A 23,620-nucleotide genomic window follows, 5' to 3' on the forward strand; every position below is an offset into this window, starting at 1 on the left:
AGCGGTGGGCTGCCCGCCTTGCAGCGGAGGGCCGCCGCGGAAATGAAGAGAACCCCTGCTCAGCAGGGGTTCTCTTTGGCGGTAGCGGTGGGATTTGAACCCACGGTACGGGGTTACCGTACACAACATTTCGAGTGTTGCACCTTCGGCCGCTCGGACACGCTACCGGGGACTACTCTACACACGCCCCTCCGTGAGCCCAACTCGGAGACGGCAAGTGTGACGATCGTCATTCGCTCCGGGCGACGCCGGCCCCGGGAAGCCGCGCCCCCGCCGCAGAGACCACACCCGCACCATGCGATCGAGCATCATAGGACGGACGCTCGCGCCCCTCACGCCTCGCGGTGCTGCGCGAAGAATTCCGTGAGCAGGCCCGCGCACTCCTCCGCGAGCACACCGGCGTGAACTTCGGGCCGGTGCAGCGCCGCACGGTCGCGCGCGAGATCCCAGACCGAGCCGCAGGCTCCCGCCTTCTCGTCCCAGGCGCCGAACACGATGCCGGCCACACGCGCGGCCACCGCAGCACCCGCGCACATGGCGCACGGTTCGAGCGTGACGACGAGGACCGCATCCTCGAGCCGCCACCGGCCCAGCGTCCGGGCGGCCTCCCGCAGTGCGACGATCTCGGCATGGCCCGTGGGATCGTGCGCCGCCTCGCGGATGTTGTGGCCCACGCCGAGCACCCTGCCGTCGCGGTCCACGACCACGGCTCCCACCGGGATGTCACCGCTGGCGAGGGCGCCGTCCGCCGCGGACAGCGCCCTGCGCATCCAGTCCTCGTGCTCCGGCCGCGCCGCAAGTCCCGAGCGGGCCGCCCCTCGACCGTCCGAGGCGTCCCGCGGACCCGCACCGGCGCACGCCGGCGCCCCGCGCGCACCCGCCTCGGCCCCCGCACCGCCGGCCCCGCGCGCAGCCTGACTCCGCGAGGGCTCAGGACTCCGCGCGGGCTCAGCCTGTTCGCGAGAACTCAGCGCGCGCCCTCGAGCACCTCGGCGAAGCCCACCTCTTCGCCCACATGCGCCACCACGCGCGCCGGGTCCGAGGCGTGCTTCCGCAGCTGCTCGAGCAGCTCCGCGCCCTGCACCCCGTCCGCGGAGAAGAGATCGGGGTCCCCGCCCCATTCGGGGGCCTCCTCGAACTCGAGCATCTGCGGCTCGTCCTCGTCGTCGTCCTCGTCATCGGCCGGCTCGTCCTCGTCGGCCGGTTCCTCCTCGTCCGCCTCGTACTCGTCGGGACGCGAGTCCAGGTAGTCCGCGAAGAGGTCGGCGTAGGGGCTGCCGGCGGCCGCGGCGATATCGGAGACGAAGACCGCCGCGTCCCCGCCGTCGATCACGATGAACGCGAACCACTCGTCCTCGTGCTCCACGATCGCCACAGCGCTGCCGTCCGCCGAGCCGTCCCCCGCGCCGTCCACGAGGTCCGTGAGATCGGAGAGGTCCGAGACGTCCTCGAGCTGAAGGTCGAGCGGCCGGAAGGAGTCGTCCGTCCGCGCCAGGACTGCTGTGAAATAAGCCATGGCTCCATTGTCGCACCGCGGCTCCCCCTCGCCGGAGCCCACGGAATCGCCGTCTCACTCCGGTAGATTCTCGGAACATGGACCTCCATGTCGCAGACCATCCGCTCATCGCCCACAAGCTCACGGTCCTCCGGGACCGGAGCACCGACTCCGCCCGCTTCCGCACCCTCACCGACGAGCTCGTGACGCTGCTCGCCTACGAGGCGACCCGGAAGATCCGCATCGCCCCCGCCACCATCACGACACCGGTCGCCGAGACCACCGGCACCGCCCTCGACTCCCCTCGCCCCCTCGTCGTCCCCATCCTCCGCGCCGGCCTGGGCATGCTCGAGGGCATGCTGCGGATCCTCCCCACCGCCGAGGTGGGCTTCCTGGGCATGGTCCGCGACGACGAGACCTTCGAGGTCCACGCCTACGCGGAACGGCTCCCGGCCGATCTCACGGGCCGCCAGGTCTTCGTGCTCGACCCCATGCTCGCCACCGGCGGCACGCTCGCGATGGCCATCGACTTCCTGCTGGCCCGCGGCGTCTCCGACGTCACCGCGATCTGCCTCGTGAGCGCCCCGGAGGGGGTCGAGGCGATCACGGAGAAGTACGAGGGCGTCGCCCAGGTGACCGTCCACACCGCCGCACTGGACGAGCGGCTCAACGAGCACGGCTACATCGTGCCGGGCCTCGGCGATGCCGGCGACCGGCTCTACGGAGTCGTCTGACCCCCCCGGTCAGTGCACGAAGGCTCACGTGCGCCGCGCAGCTGCGCGGCCGCCGTGGGCGACAGCGGCGAGCGGGCGGAACGGAACAGAGTGAACCCCGCCGCCACTGTCATGCAGTGTAATATTTCGTCATATATCTTCACGGAAACTTGGCACAGGGTCGTCGGGTTAAGAACAATGACGGACATGACGCATCTCTCCTCCCGCAGGGCGAGCTGTCCCGCACAGCTCATGCCGTGCGTTCGCGGCAGCCGCTGAGACCCGCTGTACCGCCGCGAACGGATCTTCACAGCACCTGCCCGCCGTTCGCACGCGCGGCCCGCACTCGCACAGCAGCGAAGCACCGAGGAGACACCATGACCGCAGCCGCACCTCAGCCCGAGGCGTTCCACCCCCGCAGCGCACGCGCCGCGCGTCGAACGGGAGCCCGCTTGACACCTGTCGACCCGCAGTCAGCCCCCCGCACCTACGGCCCCGCCGGCGTGAGCTCGGGGCCCCGCGCCGCCCGCGGCATCGTCCTCTACGTGGGCCTCGACGAGGCCAAGGCCGCCGCCGAGGGCACCAACCTCGCCGCCATCGCCCAGGCCCTCAAGGACCAGGTGAGCAGTCTCGCCGGTGCGGCCGAGACCCAGGCGATCATCGCACTCGCCCCCGAGGGTCTCGGCAGCGACATCGACGCCGTCCGCGCCGTGGCCGTGGGTTCGCAGGCCGCGACCGGCTCACCCGCCGGCCTCCACGGCCCCGTGCGCCAGCGCATCCCCAGCCGCGTCGCCCCGCCCGCCACCCGCGAGCAGCTCGATGCCCGCGCGGGAGCCCGCACCGAGGCCGCGCGCACGAGGACCGCCCCCGGCCGCCGCGCCCCGCTGCGCGAGCAGCAGCCGGCCGGCCGGCAGACGGAAGGCGGCCTCGGCGGTCCGCTCGCCTCGGCCGCTCAGAGCGGCCCCTATGCGCCCGAGGCGCACTCCGGAGTGCATGAGCCGCCCTACTCCTACCCCGCCGCCGATGCCCCGCTCCGCATCGACATCCCGCGCCGCGAGGTGCACATCGACGGCGCGCAGGTGCCGGTGACGACCAAGGAGTTCGACCTGCTCGCGACCCTCGTCTCCCACCCCGGCGCGACCCTGTCCCGCGAGGACCTCATCGACGCTCTCTGGGGCACCGGCGAGGAGCGTCCGGACGCCCGCACCGTCGATGTGCACATCCGCCGGCTGCGCCGCCGCCTCGGCGCACACTCGGCGATCGTCCGCACCATGCGCGGAGCCGGCTACCGCTACGACGAGCACCCGGACGTCGCGGTCTGGCAGGCGCGCGCGAGCCGCTGAGGCGCTCACAGCCGAAGCCTCCTCCCCGTCCAGCATCGCCCCAGATGCGGCGCATAGACTCGGCCGCGATGTCAGCCTCACGCCGCTCACCCACACGGGGGATCCTCGTCCTCGCCTTCGGGATCGTGCTCGCCGCGATGCTCGCGATGCACTCGCTCGTCCCCACCGCCTCGGGCCTCGCGCTCGTGGTGGAGACGCTGCTGCCGTGGACGTGGGTCCTCATCGCCCTCCTCCTGCTGATCGCGCTGTTCCGGCTCTCCCTCCTCTCCATCGCAGGCGTGCTCGTGCCCGCTGTCGTCTGGGCCTCGATGTTCTGGCCCTACCTCCGGCCCGCCTCAGCCCCCGAGGACCCGGACTTCACCCTCGCGACCCAGAACGTGGGCGCGAAGCTGCCGCAGCCCTCGGCCACCGCGCTCAGCATCGTCGAGGAGGACCCCGATGTCGTCGCCGTGCAGGAGATCGCCTCGCTCTCGGGGCAGATCATCCAGGAGCAGATGGAGTCGCATTTCTCCCACGGGCACGTCATGGACTCCCTGGGGGTCTGGTCGAAGTGGCCGATGACCCAGCCCGAGGAGGTCGACATCGGGGTGCAGTGGCCGCGGGCCCTCGTGACGACCATCAGCACCGACTCAGGCGATGTGCGCGTATACGTCGTCCACATCCCCTCCGTGCGCCCCGGCATGGAGTCCAGCCGCAACATGGCCCTGCGGAAGCTCGGGGAGACGGTGCGGGAGGATCCGGCCGAGCGGGTCATCGTCGCCGGCGATCTCAACACGGCCGCGTCCGACCGCAACTTCGCCGCGGTGAGCGAAGGTCTCGAGGACTCCCGGCAGGCGGTGGGCGGCGGCTTCGGCTTCACCTGGCCCGGCATCTTCCCCGTCACCCGCCTGGACCACGTGCTCAGCCGCGGGCTCGAACCCGTGGGCGATGAGGTGCTCGGACGCGGCACGAGCGACCACCGCGCGATCCTCGCCTCCTACGACTTCTGAGGCCCGGTCCTGAGGCCAGCCTCTCGAGTGAGCGGTTCCTGCCGGTGTGCGACGCGCAGACAGGCAGGAACCGCTCATCCAGTGGGTTGGTGAGGGCTGGTCAGCCGGCGGCGCAACGGCCCGCCGGCACGGGCTCGGCGGCCTCGCGGGCCTGCTCCAGCACGCCCGACATCTCCGCGAGCGTGAGGGCGTAGCCCGTCTCGTCGTCCGCCGCCGACCTCGCGAAGACCATTCCCGCGACGCGGCCGTCCCCGTCGAGCAGCGGCCCGCCCGAGTTCCCGTGGCGCACGACGGCCCGGAGCGCGTACACCTCGCGCACCACCGAGGCGTCGTCGTAGATGTCGAGCCCCTGAGCCCGCAGCGGCTCGCGCACGCGCGCCGGCGAGATCGTGAAGGGACCGTTCTCGGGGAAGCCCACGAGCACCGAGTCCGCGCCGGAGGCCAGGGGCTCGCCGAGCGGCAGGGGCTCGGCGTCGAGCCCCGGGACCCTGAGCACCGCGATGTCGCGCTGCGGATCGAACGCGACCACCTCGGCCCGGTGGGGAGCGCCACGGCCGGCGATCTGGACGATCCGGTCCGTGGAGCCGGCGACGACATGGGCGTTGGTGACGACCAGCTCCCGGTCGAGCGCCCAGCCGGAGCCCGCCTGAGGTGCTGCGCACTCGGTCGCGGTGGTCGTGACCCGAAGCGTCTGCTCCTCGGCTCCGCGACCCACCTCGACCATGCTCGAGTCCGGGTCGTCGACCGCCCGGATCTGCTCCTCCTGGCCGGAGAACACCTGCGGGAAGCCCTGCGCGGCAAGCACCTCGGACAGCGCGCCGAGCGCCTCCGCCGAGGTCACCGGCATGCTGCGGTCCAGCGCCTGGACGACCGCCGATTCCGCGACCGCGCGATTGAGGGAGAGCAGCGGCGTGCTGCGGGCGAGCCCGGCGCCCAGCCAGACGACGAGGGCGAAGGCGATGAGCGAGGTGAGGGCACCGCCGAGCGCATCGGCACCACGGCCCACCCGGCCGCGGATGGATTCGCGCATGAGCGTGCCGAGCCATCCGCCGAGGCCCGCCAAGACGAAGCCGAGGACGAGGGGCAGCGAGAAGACGAGGGTGTCCGCGGTCCGCTCGGCCACGACCCCGCTCGCGATCAGGGCCTCCCCCAGCGGAGGCCCTGAGAACCGGCCGAGCACTGCTCCGGCGATGAATCCCGCCAGCGTGCTCGCACCCGCCAGGAGGCCGGCGGTCCAGCCGCCGGCGGCGATGAGCGCGGCGAAGACGAGGAGGGCGAGATCGAATGCGGTCACCGTCCGGCCAGCCCCATCGCGGCGAGCAGTTCGCTCCGGTGGAGCGTGAGCTGTTTGAGCAGGTAGACCTCGTACTCCCTCTCGGCTGGCCCGCCCACCTCCGCCTCGACGCGCGCGCGGGCGGCCGGCAGCGCCGCGGCCACCCGGATCATCTGCGTCATGTGCCTCCGGGCGGGGCCCGGCCGGGCCCAGCGGCGACCGGCCCGGCGTCCGCGCCACGTGCCGAGCATCTGGGCCTCCTCCTGCGTCAGCCAGCCGGCCCCGGCATAGCGCATGAGCGCCTCGCGGGTCGTCTTCGTCTCGCCGTGCCACAGGACCGCGAGGGTGGTCCACCAGCCGCCCGCGATGACGACGGAGAGGGCCAGCATGACGAGCAGGCCGCCCACTCCCCCGCCCACGAGCGAGGAGGTTCCGTTCCAGATGCCGTGGAGGATCATCGCGCCGATGAGACCGGGGATCCACATGAGCACCGTCGCCCACCACGCCCCGCGACGCGCGGCGAAGCCGATGGTCAGGCCCGCGAGGGCGGAGAAGCTGGAGTGCAGCAGCGGACTCATGACGCAGCGGACGAGGAAGGTGACGATGAGGCCGGCCGCCTGCATCTCCGCGTACGCCCCGCCCAGGTAGAGCAGGTTCTCCGTGAAGGCGAAGCCCGCGCCGATGAGCGAGCCGTACATCATGCCGTCGAGGGGCCCCTCGAAGTACCGGCGGGCGGCCAGGACGATCACGACGAGGAAGACCGTCTTGGTCGTCTCCTCGAAGATCGGGGCGAGCACCACGGCGCCGGTGAGATCGCCCGTGAGGTCGATCCCCACCGCGCCCGCGAGGTGGATGGTGGGGATCTGGAACGCGAAGGTGAGCACCACGGAGGCGACCGCGCCCCACAGCACGCACAACGCCAGGAGGACCAGCGGCTGCGGTCTCCACCGGTCGAACAGGAGCACCGTGGCGATGATCCCCGCCAGAGGGATGCCCGAGAGCAGCACGATGAGGAGCCCCACCCCGTTGAACTGCAGGGAGGTGAAGAGCAGGATGAGCAGCAGGGCGATCCCGAGGACGACGATGCCTCCGATGCCCACCAGCAGCAGCACGAGGTTCTGGGTCCGCTTGGGATCACGGCTCGTCTGCCGCACCTGGAAGTGCTGCGTCCACGCTCCCTGCGCGGCGCTCACGGGCGTGTGCTGCACGGGATACGGGTTCGGCGACCAGCCGGGGGCACCCGGGCGTCCCACGGCTCCGGGGTGCGGGTGCTGACCGGGGCCGGGATGGCCCGAGAACCCGGGCTGCACGGCTCCGGGGGGCGGTCCCGAGGCCTGCCCGGGGCCCGGTGCGCGCCCGGGCCCCGGGTGCTGTCCCGGCCCGGGGGCATGACCGCGAGGCCGAGGCGTGCGCGGGTCGTGGTGCCCGTAGCTCATCTGGCTTCCTCTGCGTAGGGTGCGTCTTCGATCGGCGCGACCGCCGGACGGGTCCGTGCGGGTCCGGCGGCCCCGTCTCAGGACGGGCCCTGCGATCCTGCCTCAGGTCGTGCGTCCCCCGGAACGGCGGGAGCGCCGGCCTCGGGAGCATCCGCCGATCATCCGGTTCTCCAGTCTACGGACCGGCCCTGGCGCAGACCTGATCGCGCGGTGACAGTACCGCACCATTCGCCCGTCACCGGCACGTGCCGGTCCTCCGCGCAGGAGGGGATGCCTTGCGCGGAGACGCAGGCGGACGTCAGTCGAAGGCGGCCTCGGCGATCGCGCGCCCGGCGGCCGCCTGGGGGAGATACCCGTAGGTGCCGCTGCCCAGCAGCTCGCGTGCGGCCTCGGCGGCGGCCGCATAGGCGGTGAACGCCAGCGCCCCGCCGACGGAGACGCGGGCCGCACCCAGCTCCGCCAGCACCTCGACCGAGGGGCAGGCACCGGTGGCCAGCACGTTCACCGGCCGGTCCACGGAGCTCACGACCGCGCGGATGTCCGCGGCCGAGGTGAGCCCCGGCGCGTACAGGACATCGGCGCCGGCCTCCTGGTACGCCTGGAGGCGCGCGATGGTGTCGGCGAGGTCCGGGACTCCCTGGAGGAAGTTCTCCGCGCGGCCCACGATGACGAGCTGCGCGGCTCCGCGCGCGGCCTCGGCGGCTGCGGCGATGCGCTCGGCGGCATGGGAGAGCTCGTACACGCGGCCCCCGGACGCCGCGCTGCAGTCCTCGACGGACACCGCCGCGACCCCCGTCTCCGCGGCGAGGGCGACGGTCTCCGCCACCCCGGCGGGGTCATCGGAGTAGCCGTTCTCCAGATCCGCGTTGACGGGCAGGGAGGTCGCGGCGACGATCGCCGCGCAGTTCTCCAGCGCCTCGTCGCGGCTCAGCCCGCCGTCGCGCCGGGCGAGCGTCGCCGCGAACCCGCTGCTCGTCGTCGCGACGGCGGAGAACCCCAGGGACTCCAGCATCCGTGCGGCTCCGGCATCCCAGGCGTTCGGCAGGATCAGCGGCGATCCGGGCACGTGCAGGTCGAGAAACTCGGTGCGCTCCATCCGACGATGATACCGCCGGCCGCGGACACGACCCGTGCGCGCCGAGGCCCCGGCCCGGTCTCCCGGTCCGGGGCCTCGGCATGCGTGCACTCCGGTGAGGCGCACCTCGGCCGCGCTGGCCCGGCCGGCTGCACCCGTGCGGGCGGCGGCTGTCAGCCGATCTGCAGCGTGCCCGCGGTGTACTCGCCGATCTCCTTGAGGAGAGCGGGGTCCTCGTGGAGCTTGCGGCCCAGCGAGGGGACCATGTCCTTGAGGCGGGGCTCCCAGCCGGCGTACTGCTGCGGGAAGCAGCGCTCGAGCAGGCCCAGCATGATCGACACCGCGGTCGAGGCGCCGGGCGAGGCGCCCAGGAGCGCGGCCACCGAGCCGTCCGCGGCGGAGACGACCTCTGTGCCGAAGGCCAGGACGCCGCCCTTGGCGGGGTCCTTCTTCATCGTCTGCACCCGCTGGCCCGCGGTGATGAGCTCCCACTTGGAGGGATCGACCTCGGGGGTGAAGTCCTCGAGGGCGGCGAAGCGCTGCTTCTTCGTGGCCGCGAGCTCGCCGAGCAGATAGGTGACGAGGTCGAAGTTGTCCTTCGCGACGTTCAGCATGGTCGGCAGGTTGTTGCCGCGCACGCTGAAGGGCAGGTCCGTGAAGCGGCCCTTCTTGAGGAACTTGGGCGAGAAACCGGCGTAGGGTCCGAACAGCAGGTGCTGCTGGCCGTCGATCACGCGCGTGTCGAGGTGGGGCACGGACATGGGCGGCGCGCCCACCGCCGCCTGACCGTACACCTTGGCGTGGTGGCGGGCCACGAGCTCCTCGTCGCTGGTCTTGAGGAACATGCCGGAGATCGGGAAGCCTCCGTAGCCGCGCCCCTCGGCGATGCCGGACTTCTGCAGCAGGTGCAGCGCCCCGCCGCCGGCGCCGATGAAGACGAAGCGCGCGTTGACCTCGAACGACTCGTGCGAATGCTCGTCCTTCACGGAGACAGTCCAGCCGTCCGCGGAGCGTTCGAGGTCCGTCACGGAGTGGCCGGTGCGGACCTGCACACCCCGGTCGTCCATATGGGTGAGGAGCTGGCGGCTGAGCGCACCGAAGTCCACATCGGTGCCCTTCTCCACCTTGGACACCGCGTTGACCTGGCCCGGCCCGCGGTTCTCGAACATGAGCGGCAGCCATTCGGCCTGGGTGGCCTGGTCCTCTGCGTACTCCATGTCCGCGAACAGGGGGTTCTGCACCATGGTCTCGTAGCGGTTGCGGATGTACTTCCGGCCCTTCTCACCGCGGCCGTAGGAGATGTGCGGGACCTGGTTGATGAAGGTCGTCGGGTCGTCGAGGACGCCCTCCTTCACGAGGAACGACCAGTACTGACGCGACTGGTGGAACTGCTCGTTGATGTTGACAGCCTTGGTGATGTCGATGTGGCCGCTCGCGTCCTCGGGAGAGTAGTTGAGCTCGCAGAGGGCGGCGTGCCCGGTGCCCGCGTTGTTCCATGCCTGCGAGCTCTCACGGGCGACGTAGTCGAGCTTCTCGTAGACACGGATGTCCCATTCAGGCTGGAGATCGACGAGCAGCGAGCCCAGGGTCGCGCTCATGATGCCGCCGCCGATCAGCACTACGTCGGCGTTCTCCTTGGTGTACGTCATCGAAACCTCGTCCGTTCGTCGCATTCGTGATCTGTGGATTCAGGGGGCGGCATGCGGGTACCAGCCCCTGCGCACAACGCTTCGACTCTACTCCTGCCCCTTGCTCCAGAGGAAAACGCGGGTCCCGCCCTGGATCCGTGCGGGTGTCCGCCTGCGGTCACACGACCGCCTCACACGGGCCCGGCCCTGCGTACAAGATCCTGTGGACGCCGAGGCCGTCATCCACAGGTTCGCAGGTCCGGTTCCGCGGGCGAGCGCAAGGGGGGTGCAATGGGCGCTATGAGAGCACACACCAGCGCCGCAGGGCGCATCCGCCGGACCTCTGCGCGCCACGTCCGCCCCCTGTCCACCGGTCCCACGCAGCCGCAGCCTCCCGCCGCTCGCCCGGGGGCGATCCAGCCGGCGATCTCCGGGTCGAATCCGAGGCGCGTCCCCCGGGCGAGGGCCCGGACAGGGGCGGATTCCCCGAGGCGGCTCCTCAGAGCCGCCGCAGCCGCAGCCCTCGCCCTCTCACTGGCCGGTGTCCCGCCGGCAGCAAGTGCCGCACAGCTGAGCGGCTCCGGGCAGGAGGGCGCCGCCGGACACGCAGCCGCCCGGACGGGAGGGGACGGGGATCGGTCCGCTCCCCTCCTCTCGTCCAGCCTCGCCGCCTCTCAGGAGACGAGGCCCGCGCTCGGCAGCGGTGCTGCGGAGATCCTGGGGCCGGGCATGTGGCACGAGACCGAACAGGGGAAGACCTGGTACGGCGCCTACCGGACGTTTCCGTCCGTGTTCGCCTACTGCGTGGACGCCGGCCTGCGCACGCCCCGGTCTGCGCACTTCCCCACGGAGGAGCCTGCGCAGACGATCGAGACTGCGGAGACGGCGTGGGCGCTGGCCGCAAACCACGGCTCCGCGTCCGCCGATGTGCAGGCGGCCCTCTCCGCACTGGTGAAGTTCGACGAGGCGATCCCGCACCGCCACGCGATCTCCCCGCGCCACCCTCGTGAGCTGGGCGAAGACTTCCGGGGCGCGGCCGCGGCATACCGGACGATGACCGAGGAGGCGGCGAAGTTCGCCGGCCCCTATGCGCTCGAGGTCGAGCTCGTCCTTCCCGGCTCGGGAACGACGGGCGCAGGGGCGGAGGGCGCGGACGCAGGCGGTTCCGGCACGGACGGCTCAGCGGCGAAGGAGCCCGGTTCTGCCGCGAACGGGGCCGGCACGGACACCGGAGACACCGCTGCCGCGCACGCGCTCGTCTCCCTCACCAGCGCCTCGGGAGCACATGTGAGCGGTGCTTCCGTGCATCTCGACGCGGAGGGCGCGACCGCGGCCGGGACGGTGCTCACCACCGGCGAGGAACCCTCCGTCGTCGCTCTCACAGACCTGGTGCCGGGAACGGTCACGGTCTCGGCGACCGCACGGAACCTGCCGGCGGCCTCTGTGCGCCTGCACCGGCCGGAGGGAGAGGACGCGGAACGCGTGCAGTCGGTGGTGACACCGGGCGAGCCCCTCACGGCGGAGGGCAGCGCGCGGGCGGAGCACGCGGTCCCGGAGCCCGCGCCGTCCTTCAGCGCGATCGTGCCGACGGTCACCGCGGAGCCCAGCAGGGTTCCGGAGCCCAGCGCGCCGGCGCCCGAACCGTCGTTCTCCGCGATCGTGCCCACCGTTCCCGGCACCCATGAGCCCAGCACGCAGCCCTCATCCGAACCTCCGGCTCCGGACACCGCCGAACCAGAGGAGCCCGAGGCCGCGGAGACCGAGCCCAGCCCCGAGGAGACGCCGCAGCCCACAGCCCGACCGAGCGAATCCGCGCCGTCCGAGGAGCCCGCAGAGCCCCGGACCTCCGATCCCGGCGAGGAGGACGTCCGGTCCGGTCACGGTGACCGGCAGGCCACCCCCGCCCCGGCAGAAGATCCGTCCGCGGCCCCGGCCTCGCTGCCCCGCACGGGCGCGGGCACCTCCGCCGCGCTGGGACTCGCGCTGATGCTGATCGGAATCGGAGGCTTCGCGATCTCCTTCACCCGTCGTCGGTGAGGGGCGCGATCCGTTCCGGCAGCGAGACCGTGCGGCTGCCGCCGGACCAGTCCGGGCGGTCGCGATCCGCGCGGTCCCGGCCGTCGCTCGCGGTCGCCTGCGGCCCGTCCCGGGCGCGGCGCCGGCGGTGACCGTCCGGCCGCGCGGTTTCCCGCAGTGAAGCCGCGGACGCCCGCACCGAAGGTCCAGAAGCATTCCGGAGCCGGTCCGAACAGTACTAGTTTGGCATCGACCACTCCGGTGGAGCCGGCCGCGATCATCGGCCGCGCTCCTGTTCGGCTGCGGCCGCGACCGCTCCGTTCACCGGGGAAGCGGACGAAGCGAGGACAGGAGACCACCTGTGCTGCACACGAACCATGCCCCACGGACGACGGAGGACGGAGCCCAGCCCGCCGGATTCGGGGTCTGGGACGCCTCCGACCCGCGAGACCTGAGACGGTGGGAGGCGGCATGGGAGGAGGCCGCCTCGGGGGACGTCTTCAGCCACCCCGCCTATCTCTCACGGTTCGCCGCCCCAGGACAGGAGGTCCTCTGCGCGCACTACGCCGACGGCAGGGGCTCGCAGGTGCTCTACGGCTTCCTCACCCGGCCCATCACCGCAGATGCCTGCGGGAACCCCGTCGCCGAGGAGATCGTCGACATCACCGCGCCCCTCCTCTACGGCGGGCCGCTCGGCACAGTGGCCGGCGGGAGGGATGCGCACGCGCTGAGCCGGGAGTTCTGGTCCGAGTTCCGCGCCTGGGCCCGGCACAGCGGAGTCGTGTCCGAGTTCATCCGCATGAACCCCGCGTCCGCCGGCCACCTGCCCTACCCCGGAGCTCAGGTGGAGCAGGCTCCGCACGTGGTCAGGGACCTCGGCGGGCTGGACGAGGAGCAGCTGTGGCTGGGGATGTCGAAGAGCGCCAGGCGCAATGTGCGCCGAGCCCGCGCCGCGGGGATGGAGATCCGGATCGATCGCACGGGGGAACTCGTCGAGGACTTCCTGCGGCTCTACCGGCACACGATGGAGCGCACCGGCGCCTCCGAGCGATTCCTCTACTCGCGCGAGTTCTTCGACACCCTGCACACGGCGTTCCCGGGGCGCTTCGCCTACCTCTACGCCGTGCACGAGCAGCGGCCGGTCTCCGCCGAGCTCATGGTCTTCGCCGATGAGGTGGGCTATGCGCTCCTCGGCGCGACGGAGCGCGAGGTGATGCACCTCGGAACCAACACCTTCGTCTCCTATGAGGCGTTCCTCCACGCGCGCGGCCGCGGTGCGGCCGAGTACGTGCTCACGGGCGGGGTGACGAACACGCACGAGGACAGCCTGCTCAGCTTCAAGCGCTCCCTCGTCGCGGACGGCAGCAGGACCTATCTCACCGGCCAGCAGGTCTTCGACCCCGAACGCTATGCGAGCCTCACGGCCTGTTCCGGCGCTCCCCCGCCCCGCACCTCGTTCTTCCCCGCCTACCGCGATCCCGCGGCCTCCGGGGAATGCATCGGCGCCTGCCGGTCCCCGCTGCCCCTCGCAGGTGCAGGTGCAGGTGCAGGTGCAGGTGCAGGTGCAGGTGCAGGTGCAGGTGCAGGTGCAGGGAGCCTCTCATGAGCTCCCGCGGCGGCTCCCCGTCCTATCACGCGGTGAAGCGGTGCGCGGACATCGCTGCGGCCGCCGGAGCGCTCATGCTCGCCGCACCGCTCATGGGGGCGACGGCCCTCGCGGTGAGGCTGAGTCTCGGCTCGCCCGTGCTCTTCCGGCAGGAGAGGGTGACGCAGGACGGGCGGACGTTCGGGCTGCGCAAGTTCCGCACCATGCTTCCGCCGGACCCCGCGCGCGGCCTCGTGAGCGATGCCGACCGGATGACCCGCCTCGGCGGCTGGCTCCGCGCGACGAGCCTGGACGAGCTGCCCAATCTGTGGAGCATTCTGCGCGGCGACATGAGCTTCATCGGCCCCCGGCCCCTCACACCGGACTATCTCCCGCTCTTCACCCCGCACCAGGCCCGCCGGCACTCCGTGCGGGCGGGCCTCACGGGTCTGGCCCAGGTGAGCGGACGGAACGCACTGCCCTGGGACGACAGGCTCGATCTCGACGTCGAGTACGCCGCAGGGCTCAGCCCCCTCCTCGATCTCCGCATCCTCCTCCGGACGGCGGGCACCGTGCTCAGCCGGTCCGGGGTGACGGACGGTGGAGGGGTGAGTTCGGCGAGCTTCGGCGGGACGCTCCGCTCCGCCCTCCTGACCCACACCCCGCTGGGGGCGCACGAGGACGGAGGCGCACAGGCCTGGGAGGTCCGCACGAAGGGCGGGCGTCCCCTCGGGACCAGCCGCCTCCGCATCCACGCGGGGGCGTGCGCGGTCATCGCGTTCGAACCGCATGCGTCCCACGCCGAGCCGGACGGCCCCGATGCCGCACACCCCCACGTCGATGCCCGCCTCCACGAGGAGGCCCTCCGGGTCCTGCTCAGCCGTGCGCGGGGCGAAGACGCGGACCTCGCTCTCGTCTTCGTCCACGAGGGTCTGCCCCTGCCCGCTCATCTCCGCGCGGCGGGCTTCCGCCCCGCACTCGCGGACCAGGACGGACAGCCCCTCCCTCCCGGCCTCGCACCGCCCGACGGACAGACGCCATACGCCCTGCCGCTCTGGCCCGAGGAACCCGAGCCGGTCACTCCCTCCCCGCGCCCCGAGCCCTCGCAGTCGCGAAGTCGATGTACCAGTCCAGGACCGCGGCATCGGCGGCGGTCTCGCGGTTGGCCCGGGCGGGGTCGCCGCCCTGCAGCAGCCGCTTGACCGGGATCTCGAGAAGCTTGCCCGTCCGGGTCGTGGGGACGCCGGGGGCCTCGACGATCTCATCGGGGACATAGCGCGGTGAGACCTCGCTGCGGATCGCCTCCGTGATCCGCTCCCGCAGGCTCTCGTCCACAGCGGTGCCCGGCTCCGGCACGACGAACAGCGGCATGTAGTACTCGCCTCCCGTGAGCTCCGCGCCCACCACCATCGACGCGGCCACGCCTTCGATCCGGTCGACCACACCGGTGATGTCCGCCGAGCCCATGCGGATGCCGCCGCGGTTGATCGTGGAATCGGAGCGGCCGTGGATGACGTAGCTCCCGTCCTCGAAGCGGGTGACCCAGTCCCCGTGCCGCCGCACGCCCGGGAACACGTCGAAATAGGCTTCGCGGTAGCGGGAGCCGTCCTCGTCTCCCCAGAAGCTCACAGGCATCGAGGGCATGGGTGCGGTGACCACGAACTCGCCGAGCTCACCCACCACGGGCCGTCCGTCCGGTCCCCATGCGTCTGCGGCCACGCCCAGATATGCGCCCTGCAGCCGGCCCCGCACCACCGGATCATAGGGGTTGGAGCCGATGAAGCCGCTCGCGATGTCCGTGCCCCCGGAGTCCGAGCCCAGCTTCACGGTCTCGCTCACGTGCGCGTACACCCAGTCCCATGTGGGATCGGGCAGGGGCGAGCCCGTCGAGAGGATCGAGCGCAGCGCGGAGAGGTCCATGTGCGCACGCGGGGAGAAGCCCAGGCGCTGTGCCGCCGAGAGCACGGCGGCCCCCGTGCCGAAGTGCGTGGCCCGCTCGGAGGCGAGCAGCTCGAACTGCCGGCCGGCTCCGCCCGCGAAGGGGGCGCCGTCATAGGTGACGATCGCCGCTCCCCGCATCATCGCGTTCACCAGCAGGTTCCACACCACCCAGGTGGTCGCGACGGCCGAGTACTGCACATCGCCGGGGCGCAGATCGTACTGGAGGATGTTGGCACGATTGGCCTCGACGACCACACCCCCGTGCCCGTGCACGATCCCCTTCGGCCGGCCCGTGGTGCCCGAGGAGTACAGCACCCAGAGGGGATGGGAGAACTCCACGCGCTCGAACTCCGGCTCCACCGCCTCGGCGACGATCTCCGAGAAGAGCGCCGATTCCACCTCACGGCCGCTCGTGGAGACGACGGTCCCCGGGTGCGCACCCGCCTCCGGCGCGGCCGTGTGCGGGACACCACCGGTGCCCGTGGACGCACGCTGCTGGTCCACGAGGATGTGGCGGGTGACGCTGGGCAGGGCCTCCAGCAGCTCCGGCAGCGGCTCCCGCAGGTCCAGCTGCCCGCCGTTGAACAGCAGGGAGTCCGCGGTGAGGAGGACCGCGGGCTCGATCTGGGCGAAGCGGTCCGCCACGCCCTGCGGGCCGAAGTCCGTATTCACGACGGACCAGACAGCACCCACGCTGGCGCAGGCCAGCATCGCGACGACCGTCTGCGGAAGATTGGGCAGGACCGCGCACACCGTGTCCCCGGGCCGGACTCCCCAGCGACGCAGCTGTGCCGCGAGCGCCCCGACCTGGCCCTTCAGCTGCGTCCAGGTCAGCACCTCACGCCGGTCGTCCTCGTGCCGGCCGATCACCGCGGCCTCCTGACCGCGACTGCCCGCCCACCGGAGGATGTTCTCCGCATAGTTGATGCGCGCACCGGGGAACCAGCGCACCTCCGGCATCGCCTCGCCCACGCGGACCGGTGCGCCGTTCCGCTCCCAGACGATGCCCGCCTCCGCGATGGCCTCCTCCCAGAAGAGGTCGAGCTTGTCGATCGTCCACTGCCAGAACTCCTGGTAGGAGCCCTGCGGCGCAGCATGCTCACGTCCCATGCGCTGCTGGAACGCCCACAGCTGCGAACCTCTCACGTCTGCGGGAGCGGGGGTGAAGAGGAGGGGAGAGTCGGTCATCGATGGGCTTCCTTGCTCGGGACGACGGATCGGCGGCAGCTCCGGCGGCGGTGCTTCCTCGCGGCGCCGCGCCGCAGCCTTCCTCATCCTATGCATCCCGTGAGGCTCACAGTCCTGTGAGCCGGCTCCACAGCTGCACGTCGAAGGCCGTGCTCCGGGCACGGCCGTGCATGTGGCGCACTGCCGCGTCGATCTTCCGGTGCCAGGCATGCACCGCCGCGCGCGGGTCTCCCGCGGCCAGGGCGGTGAGGATCGCGCGATCATCGCGCAGGATGCTGGCAGCCGTCCGCGCGTAGTCGAGCCGCAGCACCGCGATGAGCATGCGCACCCGCACCGTCGAGGACTCGAACAGCCGCACCGTCTGCTCCAGTCCCGAGGCGCGCGCCCATTCCTGCTGAAACCGCAGGTCCGCGTCGTCCACATGCTCCCCCGACGCCGCTCCCCGCGCCACCGCGTCGAGCGCCCGCCGCGCCGGCAGGAGGTACCGGCGAGGCCGGTGCGCCGCCGCCCGCAGCAGCACATCTCCCAGGAGCATGCGCGCGGCGTAGAGTTCGATGACATCGTCGGCGGAGGCCTGAGGGATGCGCACATCTCCGGCTGACCCGTCGAGGATCTCGTCGTCGACCATGCGCCGCAGCACCTCGGCGGCCTTGGACCGCGGGACTTCCAGCAGCTCCGCAGTCCGCGCTGCGCTCAGCCGGTCCCCCGGACGCAGGCCGGTGTCGATGATCGCGTCCCGCAGGCGCACCGCCAGCTGCTCCGTCGCCGAGGTGCCGCTCCTCGGCAGCCACGCCCGCTCCCTCGCGCGCCGACGGGCGGGCCCGGAGCCGGATGAAGGCGCCTCGGGCGAGGACCGGGCCGGCTCGGAGTCGGACCCTGCCTCCCTCCCGGACCCTGAGTCCAGCCCAGTCGCTGCGTCCCTCTCCGACCCTGCATCCTGCCCGCTCGCTGCATTCCTCCCGGGCACTCCAACCTGTCGCGGCACCTCGTGCGCAGCCGCACCGAGTGATGAGTCAGAAACCGGGGCTCCCTCACGGTGCCGTCCGACGGCCCGAGGCACCTCCGCCTCCCAGGAGAACTCCGCCCGGCCCGCCTCGACGTGAGCGGCGAGCGCATCGAGCAGGTCCAGGGGGATCTCCTCGCATCCGGCGAGCCGGACAGCCAGATCGGGCGGATGCCGAATCCCCATGACGACGAGTGCTCCCATGAGCGCCGCCCGCCGCCTCTGTCCCGTCCCGCTGGCTCGGGGCGCACCCTGCATGCCCGCATGGCGGCCACGGCCCTGCGCACCCGGACGATTCCGCTCGTCCCGACTGCCCTGTGCGCCGCGTACGCTCTGTCCGACCCGCTCTGCCGCTCCGTCACGGTGACTTCCACCTCCGGGCCCGTCATCTCCGGGCACGGGCTCGAACACCACCCTGCAGCCCTCTGCATCGATCACCGCGCTCCGCAGCACGGTCGGCACCCCCGCATCGCCTTCAGGGCTTCCGCGTCCTCCGGCCGCTCCGCCCACCGCATCCGCAGCGATCCCGGAGTGCGCCTCCTCCCCCGCGAGCCTGCGCACGGCCCGCGACACCGCCGTCTGGGACAGACCTGTCCGTTCGGCCAGAGCACGCGAGGACCATGCGGGACCGTCGATGCGCCTGCCTGCCCGTGCGAGCGCATCGGCCACCACCCGGTCCGCGGTCTCCTGGATCCGGGGCCGGCCGCGGGGCCGGCCTGTGCGCGGAGTCGCCATACCCGGATTATGACTCATTGCTCTTCGCGGTTCCTCCCACGGTCTTCTCTCGCGATCCGGGCGAGGTCCACACTGGAGGGGAAGGGCGATGCTCGGAGCGCAGCCGGTCCGGGACGCCCCCGGCCGCCCGCCCGCGACCGGGAGCGCCAGGCTCGGGAGCCTCGGGCCGGAGCACCAGTGCCCGGGAACGCTTCCCGAGCGCACCCCGCAGACACGACCACATCGCAGACCGCACGCCACGGGCTCCGCACAGCCAGCGGCAGAGCGCCTGCGACGACAGCAGTGAGGAGACGGCCATGACAGCAGCGCAGGGCATCGACGACCGACAGACCGCAGGTGCGCAGGCCGCAGGCGCCCCGGGCGCGGACCAGCGCACCGCCCAGCTGCAGGACGCCGCCGAGGTCGCGGTGGACACCGCCCGCCGCTGGCTCCGCCTGGCCACCTCGCAGGAGAAGGCCGATCCCGGTGCCGACCGCCTCGCCGCGATCCTCTCCGATCCGGACGGCGTGGGCTTCGCGGTGGGCTTCGTGGACCGCGTCATCCGCACCGAGGACCCCGCCGCGGCAGCGGCGGCGCTCGCCGATGTCGCCGAGCACACCCCGCAGTCCCTGTCCGCCCTCGACCGGCTGCAGATCGGCGCGGGCGCCGCACTCGGCCGCACCCTGCCCCGCGTGGTCGTGCCCGCCGCCCGCGCCCGGATGCGCCAGATGCTCAGCCATATGATCGTCGACGCCCGCCCCGCGCAGTTCGCAAAGGCCGTCTCCGCCCTCCGCCGCGACGGCTCGAAGCTCAATGTCAACCTCCTGGGCGAGGCCGTCCTCGGCGAGGAGGAGGCCCGCCATCACACGGAGGAGGTGGAGCGCCTCATCCTCCGCGACGACGTGGACTACGTCTCCATCAAGGTCTCCTCCATGTGCTCGCAGATCGACCTGTGGGCCTTCGAGGAGAGCGTGGAGATGGTCTGCGACCGCCTCCGTCCGCTCCTGCGCAGCGCCGCCGCGCAGCCGGCCGGCACCGCCTTCGTCAACCTCGACATGGAGGAGTACCAGGACCTCGACCTCACCATCGAGGTCTTCACCCGGCTGCTCTCCGAGCCGGAGCTCGCCGACTACGAGGCCGGCATCGTCATCCAGGCGTACCTGCCGGATGCGCTCGCGGCCGTCAAGCGCCTCTCCGCCTTCGCCGCCGAGCGCGCCGCCCGCGGTCACGCCGGCATCAAGATCCGCCTCGTCAAGGGCGCCAACCTCCCCATGGAGAAGGTCCACGCCGAGGCCGCCGGCTGGCCGGTGACGGTCTGGCCCACGAAGGTCGAGACGGACGCGAACTACAAGCGGGTCCTCGACTGGGTGCTCCGCAGCGAGCACCTCGAGGGCCTGCGCATGGGCGTGGCCAGCCACAACATCTTCGACATCGCCTTCGCCCACGAGCTCGCCGCCGCCCGCGGCGTGTCCTCCTCCCTCGAGTTCGAGATGCTGCAGGGCATGGCGCGCGCCCAGGCCGCGGTCATCAGCCGGGACGTGGGCGACATCCGCCTCTACGTGCCCGCCGTGCACCCCGAGCACTTCGATGCGGCAGTCTCCTATCTGGTCCGCCGCCTCGAGGAGAACTCCGCGGACGAGAACTTCATGTCCGGCATCACGGAGCTCGCCAACGGCAACCGCATCTTCACGCGCGAGGAGGGCCGCTTCCGCGAGGCGGTCGAGACCCTGTGCACACAGATCGAGGCCGACGGTGATGCCGCCCCCTCCCCGCGCCGCAGGCAGGACCGCGGTGCCGAGACGGCCTCACTGCCCGGCCTCCTCGCACCGGACGCCGAGCTCCCGGCCCTGCCCGCCGAGTTCGCCAATGAGCCGGACACGGACCCGGCGCTCGCGGCCAACCGCGCCTGGCACGCCGCGCACATGGCCGAGGTGCGGGACGCGCAGATCGCGCCGGAGGAGCTGAACTCCCCGGAGGACGTCGATGCGCTCGTCGCGAGCGCGCGCGGGGCCGCCCGGGCCTGGTGCGCCGCCGGCGCCGAGCACCGCGGGCGGGTCCTCCACCGCGCCGCCGAGATCTTCGGCGCCCGCCGCGGCGAGTTCCTCGCGGTCATGGCCGAGGAGGCCGGCAAGACGCCGGACCAGGCCGATCCCGAGGTGTCCGAGGCCATCGACTTCCTCCGCTACTACGCGCAGCGGGCGCAGGACATCGCCGGCATCGAGGCCGCTGACGGCGTCGAGTTCACCCCGGACTCCGTGGTGGTCGTGACCCCGCCGTGGAACTTCCCCGTCGCGATCCCCACCGGTTCGACCGTGGCCGCACTCGCGGTGGGCTCCTCCGCGATCCACAAGCCCTCCTCGCCCACCCCGCGCTGCTCCGCGCTCATCATCGAGTGCCTGCAGCAGGCCGGTGTCCCCGCCGAGGTCGTCAGGCTCGTGAAGCCCGCCGAGCACGAGGTCGGCAGGGCCCTCGTGGGGCACCCGGACGTGGACCGCGTCATCCTCACCGGCGCCTCCGAGACGGCTTCGCTGTTCCGCTCGTTCCGCCGGGATGCGCAGATCGCGGCCGAGACCTCGGGCAAGAACGCGCTCATCATCACCCCTTCCGCGGACCGCGATCTCGCGGTGGCCGACCTCGTGCACTCCGCCTTCGGGCATGCGGGCCAGAAGTGCTCGGCGGCCTCGCTCGCGATCCTCGTGGGCTCCGCGGCGGACTCGCAGCGCCTTGAGAACCAGCTCGTCGATGCCGCGAAGTCCCTCATCGTGGGCTGGCCGGCGGGCGGGCCGGAGGGTGCCGAGCGCACCCACACCGCCGAGGCGACGATGGGCCCGCTCACGGTCGCGCCCTCGGACAAGCTCGAGCGCGCGCTCACCCGTCTTGAGCCCGGCGAGTCCTGGCTGCTCGAGCCCCAGCAGCTCGACGCGAGCGGCCGACTCTGGTCCCCGGGCATCCGGACGGGCGTGAAGCCCGGTTCGTGGTTCCACCTCACGGAGGCGTTCGGACCCGTCCTCGGCATCATCCGGGCGGAGACCCTCGACGAGGCCATCGAGATCCAGAACGCCGTGGACTTCGGGCTCACCGCGGGCATCCACACCCTCGATGCCGCCGAGGCCGAGACCTGGGTGAACCGGGTCGAGGCCGGCAACGCCTACATCAACCGCGGCATCACGGGCGCGATCGTCCGGCGGCAGCCCTTCGGCGGCTGGAAGCAGTCGAGCGTGGGGCTGGGCTCCAAGGCGGGCGGACCGCACTACCTCAAGCAGTTCGGCACGTGGCAGGACGCCTCGGGCACGCCCGATGCCGCATGGCTGGCGCGCGCCCAGGAGTCCGACCGCCGCGCCTGGGCGGAGATGGGCGCACCCGCCGATCCCACGGGCCTCGTCTCCGAGGCGAACATCTTCCGCCTCCTCCCCCGCGAGGTGACCGTCCGCGTCACGGAGCCCGTGGCCGCGGAGATCGCACAGCGGATCGCCCATGCGGCCGCGACCGCCGGCGCCTCCCTGCGCTGGAGCGCGGCCCCCGGGGCCGAGGCCTCGGCCGCAGCCGGTGCCGGTGCGGTCGCCGTGGCCGTCGAGGATGCGGAGACCTTCGCGGACCGGGTGGGCCGCCGCGAGTACGACGACACGGTGGGCGCGCGCATCCGCGTGCTCGGCGCCGTCGAGGGCGAGCTGCTCGACGCCGCCGTCGCCCGTCCCGAGGTGGCGGTGCTCGACCAGGTGCCCACGGCCTCGGGCGCGGTGGAGCTGCGGCACTACGTGCACGAGCAGGCGATCTCCATGACGACGCACCGCTTCGGCACCCCGAACCGGGAATTCACCGAGCTCGCGGATCGGCTCACGCGGCGCGCCTGAGCACATCCCCTCGTCCCCGGTTCCGCGACAGCGCGGGACCGGGGACGCCTGCGATACTCGTGGCGACACTGCGCGGCACCGCGCTCACGGTGCCGCGCCGATCCCACGGCAGGCGGAGGCCCTCATGGCACGCATCCTCTTCACGGGTCCCCTGGGCCACGGCCACGTGAACCCGACGCTCGGCATCGCCCAGGAGCTCACGGCCCGCGGCCATGCCGTCGCCTACGCGGCACCCGAGCCCTTCGAGGCGGCGATCGCGCAGACCGGGGCGGAGTTCGTCCCCCTGCGCTCGAGCTGGCTGAACTCCCCGCAGCACGCGGCACCCCAGTTCCACGGGCGGGCCTTCGCCCGGGCCTCGGAGCTCGCTCTCGCGGAGACGATCCACATGACGGGGCAGTTCGACGCGCTGCGCGCCCGCGGCCGCCTCGCGCGGCCCGATGTGCTCGTCCACGACGGGCCCGTCGCCTGGTGGGGGCGCGCAGTCGGGCACGGCTGGCAGGTGCCGACGGTGGAGACCTGGCCCAATTTCGTGAGCAACCGGCACTGGAACATGCAGCGCTACATCCGTCTCAACCCGCTCGACCCCGTGTTCCTGCGCTTCCTGTGGAGGCTGAGGCGCTTCCTCCGCACCCGCGGGATCAGCGGGGTGGGCGGCTTCATGCAGGGGGCGGGGGCCGTCGAGCGGATCGTCACGGTCCCGCGGGCGTTCCAGCCGGCGGGCGAGACCTTCGGGTCCGGCTACACGTTCACGGGCCCCGTGCTCACCGACCGTTCACATCAGGGGAGCTGGTCGCCGCCGGCCGCCTCGGAGGGTCTGCCCGTCCTGCTGGTCTCGCTCGGCACGGCGTACCACGACCGTCCGGACTTCTTCCGGATGATCGCGCAGTCCGCGGCAGGGAGGCCGTGGCATGTGGTCATGTCGATCGGCGACACGGTGGACCCTGCTGCTCTGGGAACCCTGCCGGCGAACGTCGAGGCGCACCCCCAGGTGCCGCAGCTGTCCGTCCTCGAGCACGCCTCCGTGTTCCTCACGCACGCCGGGATGGGCGGGACCGTCGAGGGGATGGCGGCCGGGGTGCCGCTCGTCGCGGTCCCGCAGATGGCCGAGCAGCGGGCCAACGCCGACCGGATCGCAGAGCTCGGCCTCGGCCGGACGCTCGACCCGGACTCCCTCGAGGCGGAAGGCTTCTGGACCACGGTCGAGGCCGTGCGGGCGGACCCGGTGATCGCGGGCCGGTGCGCGTGGATGCGGGAGGAGATCCGCACCTCGGGCGGCGCCTCCGCGGCCGCCGATGCGGTCGAGGCGGCGGCAGCGCGCGGCCTCGGCTGAGCTGCGGGCCGGCAGGCTGGCGGCGGTTCTCCGCCTCCGG

The 23,620-nt window shown here is 72.4% G+C and carries 14 protein-coding genes, 1 tRNA gene and 2 pseudogenes; 8 read left to right on the forward strand and 9 right to left on the reverse strand.

What is annotated here, in order from left to right; genetic code table 11:
- Nucleotides 1-76 precede the first annotated feature (76 nt).
- The 3 genes and pseudogenes from K318_RS0117860 to K318_RS0117870 all read right to left on the reverse strand — a co-directional run bounded on the left by K318_RS0117860 (nucleotide 77) and on the right by K318_RS0117870 (nucleotide 1,516).
- Nucleotides 77-167, reverse strand: a tRNA-Ser gene (locus K318_RS0117860).
- A 165-nt stretch (nucleotides 168-332) separates the two neighbouring features.
- Nucleotides 333-782, reverse strand: a pseudogene (gene tadA / locus K318_RS0117865) (tRNA adenosine(34) deaminase TadA); the annotation flags it as partial.
- A 185-nt stretch (nucleotides 783-967) separates the two neighbouring features.
- Nucleotides 968-1,516 (reverse strand): tRNA adenosine deaminase-associated protein, encoded by a 549-nt coding sequence (locus K318_RS0117870; RefSeq protein WP_029090485.1) that lies wholly within the window; start codon nucleotides 1,514-1,516, stop codon nucleotides 968-970.
- Between the two features lie 77 nt (nucleotides 1,517-1,593).
- Between K318_RS0117870 and upp the strand changes: the two genes are divergently transcribed.
- From upp to K318_RS0117885, 3 genes are all read left to right on the forward strand, one after another.
- A complete protein-coding gene (gene upp / locus K318_RS0117875; protein WP_029090486.1) occupies nucleotides 1,594-2,229 on the forward strand; it encodes a uracil phosphoribosyltransferase in 636 nt (211 codons plus the stop codon).
- Between the two features lie 356 nt (nucleotides 2,230-2,585).
- On the forward strand, nucleotides 2,586-3,551 hold the full coding sequence (locus K318_RS0117880) for a winged helix-turn-helix domain-containing protein (protein ID WP_029090487.1): 966 nt from the start codon (nucleotides 2,586-2,588) through the stop codon (nucleotides 3,549-3,551).
- A gap of 68 nt (nucleotides 3,552-3,619) precedes the next feature.
- Complete coding sequence (locus K318_RS0117885) at nucleotides 3,620-4,540, forward strand: endonuclease/exonuclease/phosphatase family protein (RefSeq protein WP_029090488.1); 921 nt, start codon at nucleotides 3,620-3,622, stop codon at nucleotides 4,538-4,540.
- A 100-nt stretch (nucleotides 4,541-4,640) separates the two neighbouring features.
- On the opposite strand, the gene K318_RS0117890 is transcribed toward K318_RS0117885, so the two are convergent.
- The 4 genes from K318_RS0117890 to K318_RS0117905 form a co-directional block, all read right to left on the reverse strand.
- The gene (locus K318_RS0117890) at nucleotides 4,641-5,834 is read right to left on the reverse strand and encodes a MarP family serine protease (protein WP_029090489.1); all 1,194 of its coding nucleotides are present in this window, start codon (nucleotides 5,832-5,834) and stop codon (nucleotides 4,641-4,643) included.
- Entirely contained in the window at nucleotides 5,831-7,006 is a 1,176-nt protein-coding gene (locus tag K318_RS23140; RefSeq protein WP_169721492.1) for a PrsW family intramembrane metalloprotease, read from the reverse strand. The genes K318_RS0117890 and K318_RS23140 overlap by 4 nt, the downstream gene beginning before the upstream one ends.
- 541 nt (nucleotides 7,007-7,547) lie before the next feature.
- Nucleotides 7,548-8,345, reverse strand: a complete 798-nt coding sequence (locus tag K318_RS0117900) for an isocitrate lyase/PEP mutase family protein (RefSeq protein WP_029090490.1) — start codon at nucleotides 8,343-8,345, stop codon at nucleotides 7,548-7,550.
- 152 nt (nucleotides 8,346-8,497) lie between these two features.
- Nucleotides 8,498-9,973 (reverse strand): malate:quinone oxidoreductase, encoded by a 1,476-nt coding sequence (locus K318_RS0117905; protein WP_029090491.1) that lies wholly within the window; start codon nucleotides 9,971-9,973, stop codon nucleotides 8,498-8,500.
- Between the two features lie 279 nt (nucleotides 9,974-10,252).
- Between K318_RS0117905 and K318_RS24060 the strand changes: the two genes are divergently transcribed.
- From K318_RS24060 to K318_RS25670, 3 genes and pseudogenes are all read left to right on the forward strand, one after another.
- The gene (locus K318_RS24060) at nucleotides 10,253-11,989 is read left to right on the forward strand and encodes a hypothetical protein (protein WP_029090492.1); all 1,737 of its coding nucleotides are present in this window, start codon (nucleotides 10,253-10,255) and stop codon (nucleotides 11,987-11,989) included.
- A gap of 340 nt (nucleotides 11,990-12,329) precedes the next feature.
- On the forward strand, nucleotides 12,330-13,574 hold the full coding sequence (locus K318_RS0117915; protein WP_029090493.1) for a GNAT family N-acetyltransferase: 1,245 nt from the start codon (nucleotides 12,330-12,332) through the stop codon (nucleotides 13,572-13,574).
- Nucleotides 13,571-14,119: pseudogene (locus K318_RS25670) on the forward strand (sugar transferase); the annotation flags it as partial. The gene K318_RS0117915 and the pseudogene K318_RS25670, both read left to right, overlap by 4 nt.
- A 511-nt stretch (nucleotides 14,120-14,630) precedes the next feature.
- On the opposite strand, the gene K318_RS0117925 reads toward K318_RS25670, so the two are convergent.
- Nucleotides 14,631-16,682, reverse strand: coding sequence for an acetoacetate--CoA ligase (locus K318_RS0117925; RefSeq protein ID WP_029090495.1), 2,052 nt, complete (start codon nucleotides 16,680-16,682; stop codon nucleotides 14,631-14,633).
- Nucleotides 16,683-16,788: 106 nt separating this feature from the next.
- Entirely contained in the window at nucleotides 16,789-17,430 is a 642-nt protein-coding gene (locus tag K318_RS25125; RefSeq protein ID WP_169721493.1) for an FCD domain-containing protein, read from the reverse strand.
- A gap of 1,286 nt (nucleotides 17,431-18,716) precedes the next feature.
- Here K318_RS25125 and K318_RS0117935 point away from each other — a divergent pair.
- Nucleotides 18,717-22,250 carry a proline dehydrogenase family protein gene (locus K318_RS0117935; RefSeq protein WP_084500390.1) on the forward strand — a complete coding sequence of 1,178 codons (3,534 nt, stop codon included), beginning with the start codon at nucleotides 18,717-18,719 and terminating at the stop codon, nucleotides 22,248-22,250.
- 124 nt (nucleotides 22,251-22,374) lie between these two features.
- Nucleotides 22,375-23,580: a macrolide family glycosyltransferase gene (locus tag K318_RS0117940; protein ID WP_029090498.1), complete on the forward strand. Its 1,206-nt coding sequence runs from the start codon at nucleotides 22,375-22,377 to the stop codon at nucleotides 23,578-23,580.
- Nucleotides 23,581-23,620 lie beyond the last annotated feature (40 nt).

This window comes from Brevibacterium album DSM 18261 (assembly GCF_000426445.1).
Classification (GTDB): domain Bacteria; phylum Actinomycetota; class Actinomycetes; order Actinomycetales; family Brevibacteriaceae; genus Brevibacterium; species Brevibacterium album.

What these genes read in the sequence shown, in the direction of transcription:
- K318_RS0117905 (WP_029090491.1), bottom strand. Translation starts at nt 9,973, where the DNA reads ATGACGTACACCAAGGAGAACGCCGACGTAGTGCTGATCGGCGGCGGC.
- K318_RS0117900 (WP_029090490.1), bottom strand. Translation starts at nt 8,345, where the DNA reads ATGGAGCGCACCGAGTTTCTCGACCTGCACGTGCCCGGATCGCCGCTG.
- upp (WP_029090486.1), top strand. Translation starts at nt 1,594, where the DNA reads ATGGACCTCCATGTCGCAGACCATCCGCTCATCGCCCACAAGCTCACG.
- K318_RS0117935 (WP_084500390.1), top strand. Translation starts at nt 18,717, where the DNA reads ATGACAGCAGCGCAGGGCATCGACGACCGACAGACCGCAGGTGCGCAG.
- K318_RS0117880 (WP_029090487.1), top strand. Translation starts at nt 2,586, where the DNA reads ATGACCGCAGCCGCACCTCAGCCCGAGGCGTTCCACCCCCGCAGCGCA.
- K318_RS0117940 (WP_029090498.1), top strand. Translation starts at nt 22,375, where the DNA reads ATGGCACGCATCCTCTTCACGGGTCCCCTGGGCCACGGCCACGTGAAC.
- K318_RS0117885 (WP_029090488.1), top strand. Translation starts at nt 3,620, where the DNA reads ATGTCAGCCTCACGCCGCTCACCCACACGGGGGATCCTCGTCCTCGCC.
- K318_RS0117870 (WP_029090485.1), bottom strand. Translation starts at nt 1,516, where the DNA reads ATGGCTTATTTCACAGCAGTCCTGGCGCGGACGGACGACTCCTTCCGG.
- K318_RS0117925 (WP_029090495.1), bottom strand. Translation starts at nt 16,682, where the DNA reads ATGACCGACTCTCCCCTCCTCTTCACCCCCGCTCCCGCAGACGTGAGA.
- K318_RS24060 (WP_029090492.1), top strand. Translation starts at nt 10,253, where the DNA reads ATGAGAGCACACACCAGCGCCGCAGGGCGCATCCGCCGGACCTCTGCG.